Here is a 6,439-nt window from a genome sequence, read left to right as displayed (position 1 = left end):
CAATGGCACCGCTTCAAATTCGTCCACTTCGACCATCACGGTCAGCCCGGCTCTGCCGCCCGATGCACCCACGTTGGACGCACCCCCCGTTGTCAACCTTGCCAACGTCGCGGCCGCGTCCGTCTCCGGCACCGCCGGGGCGGCGAACACCGTGAGTGTCACAGCGTCCGACGGCGCGGGCCATGCCGTGAGCGGAACGGCCACGGCCAGCTCCACCGGAGCCTGGGCCCTACCCACGCTCAACCTCGCGGGCCTCAACGACGGCACCGTGACCCTGACCGCAACCGCGACCGATGCGGCGGGCACTACCAGCCCAACGACGACCGTAACGGTCGCCAAGGACACCGTGCCCCCCGCCGTGCCGACGCTGACGGTCCCGGCCACGGTCACCGGCGCGACCGTCACGTCCGTGACGGTCAGCGGCAGCGCCGAGGCCGGAGCGACCGTCACTCTTAGGGTCGCGGACGGCGATGCCGTTCACACCGTCACCGCGACCACGGCTGCAGACGCAGCCGGGAACTGGTCCACGACGGCGAACCTGACGAGCCTGAGCGACGGCCAGCTCACTTACACGGCCACCGCGACGGACCCCGCGGTCAACACCGGCGCCCCCGCAACGCAGACCGGAACCAAGAAGACAACGGCAACAGCACCGCAGTTCACGGGCCTGCCGTCCTCGATCACCGGCGACACCATCGGTGCCGTCCCACTCACCGGGACTGCTGATCCGGGGGCAACTGTGGCCCTCACAGCCATTGATTCCGCCAACCACAGCGTATCGGCCACGGTAGCCGCAAATGGCTCCGGTAACTGGTCTGAGACGATGAACCTCAGCACCTTCGACTCAGGATCGGTGACGTTCTCGGCCCAGGCCACCGACGCCGATGGCAATGTCAGCACAGTGACGACCGGGACCAGTCGTATCGGCCCGAGGGTCGTGTCCGTCACGCTCGTGAACGGCGGAACCGCCGGCACAACCGACACCAACGACAAGGTGGTGGTGGTGTTCAACGAAGCCATGAGCCCGGGCTCGTTCTGCAGCACCTGGACCAGTCCCGCGGGGCCGTGGACACAGAGGAGCAACAGCGTCAGCGTACTCATCAGCCGCAACACGTCCGCACCCAACGACACCTTGACTCTCTCGTCGGGTTGCACCACCAACAACTTCGGAACGGTCAACCTCGGCGCCCGCTACACCACCAGCACGGGCGGAAACCTCACCTTCAAGGGCACCGGCACCCGCCCACCGTCCTCCGTTTCGCTCAGCGCGGACGGCAAGACCCTCACCATTACCCTCGGAGTCCTCAAGAGCGGCACACCGGCCGCCGGCGTCTCAGCCGGCATCCCCACCTACCAGGGGACCGCGAACGGCCAAACCGGCATCGCAACCGACACGAACGGAGTCCCGCTCGGAACCAAACCCTCCGGCCCGGGCACTGCCTCAGGCCTCTGATCCGGACCGGGTGCCGAGAGCAAATAGTGAGAAGCACTGCTGCTGAGGCCGGCGTTGTCGAAGCCTCCTAGTACGGGCGGTGTTGCAGACGTGGCTCCTGTTCCAGCACGGCCTCCTGCAGGCACCGGGCGTTTGGTACATCATCGGTAGGCCCTTGAGCTGCGGAAACGTTTCATCAGTCGCGGCGCGGTTCCACTGGTTCAGCCTGCTGCGCGTGTTTACTGAAGTGGGGGTGGGCAGTGCTGTGTCCGGCTCCACATGGCACCTAATTCACCGCCCCGAATGAAAGCAGAACATGCCCGGGAACAGCAGGCCCCTTGCACTTGCCGTGGCAGTGCTCACCGTTGTGGGCAGCGCATTTGTGGGCGTCAGCAGCGCCGCAGCCGCACCCCAGGTCTACAACCCCTGCCAACGTCTCTCCGCCGGTCAGGTCAAATACTCGAGCTTCGGTGCCAACCGGGTGACGTTCGCGACAGCTGAGACCCGCGAATCGAATCGCGTCACCATCACCGGCTGTGTACGGGCCGGCAACGAATACCAACAGGAATGGCAGGACTGGGGCTATGCCGGGCTGAAGGGCTTCGCCCCCCCGGCCTCACGTGGGAAGACACCTTCAAGTCACCTGCCGGGTCCTATAGCGTGACCGAAGCCCTGGGCCGTTCCAACCCGGGGACCGCCCTCGCCTATCACACCGTCAATCCGGACTCCCGCTGGGGTGGTGAATACGGGCCCACCTACAACCAGTACTTTGAAGGCGGCGGCGGTCCATCCGACGAGAACCTCTACACCTTCATGAACCAGGGCTACTACGAGCAGGCCGCAGTCATCAATTACAACCGGCAACCCGACATGCCTGTGACCCAGGGCGCCTCCTATGCGATCTTCCTGCACGCCGGCCGCACCACGTCCGCCGGCTGTGTATCCACCAGCTTCGAAGTGGTGACACGGTTCCTGAGAAGCAGCCGCCCGGGCGACCGGATCATCATGGGCGCTGCGGACGACGTCTTCACGCCCCACTCCAGCAATCCATTTGGCGCCCTCACCGAGAAGTACGCTCAGTCGGGCGGACCCGCGGGCAGGCTCGGGAGTCCCACTTCCAGCGAAACAGGCGGACTGAAGGATGGGGGTGCCTTCCAGAATTTTCAAGGTGGTGCGATCATCTGGTCACCTGCAACCGGTGCACGATTCTCCTGGGGAGCCACCCGCGACAAATGGTCGTCCACTGGCTTCGAGAATGGTCCTCTCGGCTACCCCACAACTGATGAAGTAGGCGGCCTCAGAGACGGCGGCGTCTACCAGCTGTATCAGGGCGGCGTCATCATGTACTCGCCGGCCTCCGGTGCTCGACTGTCCTCCTTCGGACCGATCCGGGACAAATGGGCCGGGACAGGATTTGAGAACGGGGTGCTTGGCTACCCCATCAGCGACGTCATCAGCGGTCTGAAGAACGGCGGCTCCTACCAGGCGTACCAGAACGGCGGAATCTTTTCCGCACCAGCAACGGGAACGCACGCGATCAGCCACGGGATCAACGGCAAATGGCGGGCTCAGGAAGCGGAAAACGGCCCTCTCGGCTACCCGACCACTGACGAAGTCCATGGCCTCAAGGACAGCGGATCCTGGCAGGGTTTCGAGGGCGGCGCGATCATGTTCTCTCCCGCGTCAGGCGCAACGATCAGCACAGGTGTCATTCGTGAGAAGTGGGCTTCTACGGGATTCGAGAACGGCCGTCTGGGGTATCCCACCACCGACGTCATCACTGGCCTGCGGGACGGCGGCTCCTACCAGAACTATCAGGGCGGAGCGATCCTTCACACGCCCGCCAGCGGTGCTCACCTCTCGATAGGAGCCATCCGCACCATTTGGGCTTCGCTTGGCTATGAGCACGGCAGGATGGGCTATCTCACAACTGACGAATACCCCGTCCCTGGAGGCGTGGCCCAGGACTACCAGGGCGGCCTCATTACGGCTGGCCGCTGGGGCGTTTTCCCGGTCATGGGAGCCACTGCTGAAGAGTTCAAGGCCAACAGGTGGCTTGGCACTGCCACGACTGGCGCATACCCCAGCAAGGATGGCGGCACCTGGCAGGGCTTCGAAAAGGGAGTCATCATGTGGTCCCCGGCATCGGGTGCCCACATCTCCTCTGGAGCAACCCGCGAGGCGTGGGCCCGGCAAGGGTTTGAGAACGGTGCTCTGGGCTACCCGACGTCAAACGAGCTCGGCATAAACAGCGGTGTGTACCAGACCTACCAGGGCGGCACCATCTTCTGGTCTCCGTCCACGGCGGCGTATGCACTTCTTGCTGACTACACGAAAAAGTACAACGACATCCAGGGCGCGGTCGCCCTCGGGTTTCCCGCCTCCGACAGGGTCAACGGTCTGAGGCAAGGCGGCTCGTACCAGAACTTCCAAAGGGGAGCGTTGATCTCCAGTCCCGCAGTTGGAGTTCGTGTCTCCGTCGGAAAGATCCGGGAGGCATGGGCCGCGACGGGATTCGAACACGGAGTGCTCGGCTACCCGACCACCGACAACTACGTCACCGCCGATGGCAGCACCGTCCAGGACTACCAGGGCGGCCGGATCACCGTCTCCCAGGACGGCGCCACGAGGGTTGAATACGGGGTGCCACCAACGATCACCCTGGTGCCTGAAGCGGGCAGCCCTGCTCAGATTGCCAGCACTCCTGAACCGACGACGCCAAGCAGCCCGGCTCCGTCAGCAAGCAGCCCGGCTCCTACCGAAAGCAGCCCTGCTCCGACGGCGGTTCCCACTCCTGAAGCAAGCAGCCCGGCTCCCACGGCGACCGCCACGAAAGCACCATAAGCAGGCAGCGGGTAACTAGGTTGCTGACCGGTGCCAAGGGTGGACGTCCGACGGGCAGTGCTTTGCCCCACTCATCCCTCTTCTGTTGAGGTGGTGTGAAGGCCATCATTGAGTCAATGAGCACTGCGGTTCAGATCGGAGTTGGCCATGATCCAAACCCTGCTGTGCAAGCTGAATTTCCGCCACGACTGGCACGTCGAACATGCCGAGGACGGTGGGCTGTACACGCGTTGCCGGCGCTGCGGCAAGGACGGCGACAGCGGGGATGGCGCCAATAACGGCTGGGCGCTGACGAGGTGGTGGTAGCTTCCGTGCCAGGGGCACAGTCTGCCGGGGTGCCTCAGCTGATGAAGGCTGTCATGCGGATTGAAACGAGAATTCCGGGCAGGTCGACGCCGAGCTTGGCAACGTAGCGTGCCGGCGGGTCCTGCGGAAACCACCGTGCGTACTCTTCATTCAATCCCGGAAAGTCCGAAGGCTCAGTCAGCAGCACGCCCACCTCGACGACGTTCTCCAACCTTGCACCTGCTGCTTCAAGGATGGCCTCACAGTTGGCAAGAGCCTGCCGTGTCTGCTCCTGAATGCTGTGGCCCGTGAGTTGGCCGTTGCTTGGATCGGTACCAACTGTCCCCGACACGAAAACGAATGGTCCGGCTTTCACGCCCTGGCTGAAGAACGGTGAACCCGGTGCCTTGGCCGACCTAACGATTTCCCTCGCCATGACGGATCCTTTCAGTGAGGTCAGTGGATTGTGGCAGCAGAATGGCAGTCACCGCCGTATAGCGCAACCCCTGGCACGTCAGCCGCCGAATACTCACCATAAAATTAGTCAGCAGGAGTGCGGGCCGGAAACGGCAGGGAACAACCTGGATTAGTGCGCTGGCCGTGTTGGGCGCATGGCTTCCTGGAGTCATACCGGTGGTTCAGGTGGCCCGCACTCTTGCGCTGTGGTTCGTCTGGGCGGTCGATGGAGAACCACCAACGGACTGACGCGGCGTAAATTCCCGCCTCACCCTTCACCGGAGCCAGTGTAGGCGTCTTCGAGGGCCAGGGAGGAGGACAACCCGCGGTGGGCTTGGACCTGGTCCAGGAGGAGTTGGGCTTTGTGTTCGACGCCTGCGACGACGTCCGCTCCGGCGACGAAGCGCAGGGGAGGGGTCTCCAGGGCAGCGATGGTGACAAGGGCTGCGCCGAGCTTTGCAGGGTCGCCGCCCTGCTGGCCGTTCATGCTCTTCCAGGCGGCGATGGTGCCGGTGGTGCGCTCGGCGTAGTCGTCGATGGAGAGTTCGGGCCAGATCGAGGATGCACCCTCGACGAGGAGCTCGGTGCGGAAGAATCCCGGTTCGACGATGGTGGTGTGGATGCCGTAGGGCTGCACGTCGTACTGGAGGGACTCCATCCAGCCTTCAAGCGCGAACTTGGATGCGGCGTAGGCCGCGCAGAACTCCTGGCCGATGATGCCGGCGGCGGAGGTGATGGTGATGACGTGGCCGCTGCGCTGCTTGCGCATGACCGGCAGGATCGCCCGGGTGACGTTCAGCGGGCCGAAGAAGTTGGTCTCCATCTGCGCCCGGAACTGGGCGTCGCTGATTTCCTCGAAGTAGCCGGCGTAGAAGTTGCCGGCATTGTTGACCAGGACATCAATGCTTCCGAAACGCCCGACGGCGGCTTGTGCGGCCGCTGCTGATGCTGCGGCGTCGGTGATATCGAGTGAGAGGGCGAGGAGGTTTTCGTGTTCGCCGAGGGCGGCGGTGACATTGGCTGCGTCGCGGGCGGTGGCGACGACACGGTGGCCGGCGGCCAGGGCGGCCTTGGCCAGGTCGACGCCCATGCCGCGGGCGGCGCCGGTAATGAACCAAACGTTGGTCATGATGATTGCCTTTCAAAAGTGGCGGCCGGCCCGTTCGGGGCGGCTGATGTTTCAAGTCAACAGGCCGGCGCCGGACCCAGCGAGACCCTGCTTAGAGGTTCCCCAGCAGGGCCCCTCTAGGTCGCGCGATCAGGGGTACCGTCGATTCCATGGACAACCAGGACGACCTTAGCCAGTTCCTCAGCTCGCGCCGGGCCAAGCTGACCCTGCAGCAGGTGGGCCTGCCTGACTTCGGCGGACGGCGGCGTGTTCCCGGCCTTCGGCGGGAAGAAGTCGCCCTCCTGGCCGGCATG

6 protein-coding genes and 1 pseudogene are annotated in these 6,439 nt (G+C 64.3%); 5 read left to right on the top strand and 2 right to left on the bottom strand.

What is annotated here, in order from left to right; genetic code table 11:
- The 4 genes from DBR22_RS15510 to DBR22_RS23920 form a co-directional block, all read left to right on the top strand.
- A partial coding sequence (locus tag DBR22_RS15510) for an Ig-like domain-containing protein (protein WP_146187522.1) occupies nt 1–1,453 on the top strand: 1,453 nt, incomplete at its 5' end.
- 295 nt (nt 1,454–1,748) lie between these two features.
- Nucleotides 1,749–2,096 carry a hypothetical protein gene (locus DBR22_RS24615; protein WP_258229236.1) on the top strand — a complete coding sequence of 116 codons (348 nt, stop codon included), beginning with the start codon at nt 1,749–1,751 and terminating at the stop codon, nt 2,094–2,096.
- Nucleotides 2,093–4,276: a hypothetical protein gene (locus tag DBR22_RS15505; protein ID WP_258229235.1), complete on the top strand. Its 2,184-nt coding sequence runs from the start codon at nt 2,093–2,095 to the stop codon at nt 4,274–4,276. Before DBR22_RS24615 ends, DBR22_RS15505 begins: the two co-directional genes overlap by 4 nt.
- Before the next feature lie 147 nt (nt 4,277–4,423).
- On the top strand, nt 4,424–4,582 hold the full coding sequence (locus tag DBR22_RS23920; protein WP_181365207.1) for a hypothetical protein: 159 nt from the start codon (nt 4,424–4,426) through the stop codon (nt 4,580–4,582).
- Nucleotides 4,583–4,616: 34 nt separating this feature from the next.
- Here DBR22_RS23920 and DBR22_RS15500 read toward each other — a convergent pair whose 3' ends face one another.
- Together DBR22_RS15500 and DBR22_RS15495 are read right to left on the bottom strand one after the other, a co-directional pair.
- Nucleotides 4,617–4,997, bottom strand: coding sequence for a RidA family protein (locus DBR22_RS15500; protein ID WP_108599763.1), 381 nt, complete (start codon nt 4,995–4,997; stop codon nt 4,617–4,619).
- 288 nt (nt 4,998–5,285) lie between these two features.
- A complete protein-coding gene (locus DBR22_RS15495; RefSeq protein WP_108599762.1) occupies nt 5,286–6,146 on the bottom strand; it encodes an SDR family oxidoreductase in 861 nt (286 codons plus the stop codon).
- 149 nt (nt 6,147–6,295) lie between these two features.
- On the opposite strand from DBR22_RS15495, the pseudogene DBR22_RS24610 reads away from it, so the two are divergent.
- A pseudogene (locus DBR22_RS24610) lies at nt 6,296–6,439 on the top strand (transcriptional regulator); the annotation flags it as partial.

The organism is Arthrobacter sp. HMWF013, from assembly GCF_003061105.1.
Taxonomy (GTDB): Bacteria; Actinomycetota; Actinomycetes; order Actinomycetales; family Micrococcaceae; genus Arthrobacter.
The sequence above is the reverse complement of the archived record's forward strand: the minus strand, read 5'-3'. Positions and strand labels throughout refer to the sequence as shown.

What these genes read in the sequence shown, in the direction of transcription:
- DBR22_RS24615 (WP_258229236.1), top strand. Translation starts at nt 1,749, where the DNA reads ATGCCCGGGAACAGCAGGCCCCTTGCACTTGCCGTGGCAGTGCTCACC.
- DBR22_RS23920 (WP_181365207.1), top strand. Translation starts at nt 4,424, where the DNA reads ATGATCCAAACCCTGCTGTGCAAGCTGAATTTCCGCCACGACTGGCAC.
- DBR22_RS15500 (WP_108599763.1), bottom strand. Translation starts at nt 4,997, where the DNA reads ATGGCGAGGGAAATCGTTAGGTCGGCCAAGGCACCGGGTTCACCGTTC.
- DBR22_RS15495 (WP_108599762.1), bottom strand. Translation starts at nt 6,146, where the DNA reads ATGACCAACGTTTGGTTCATTACCGGCGCCGCCCGCGGCATGGGCGTC.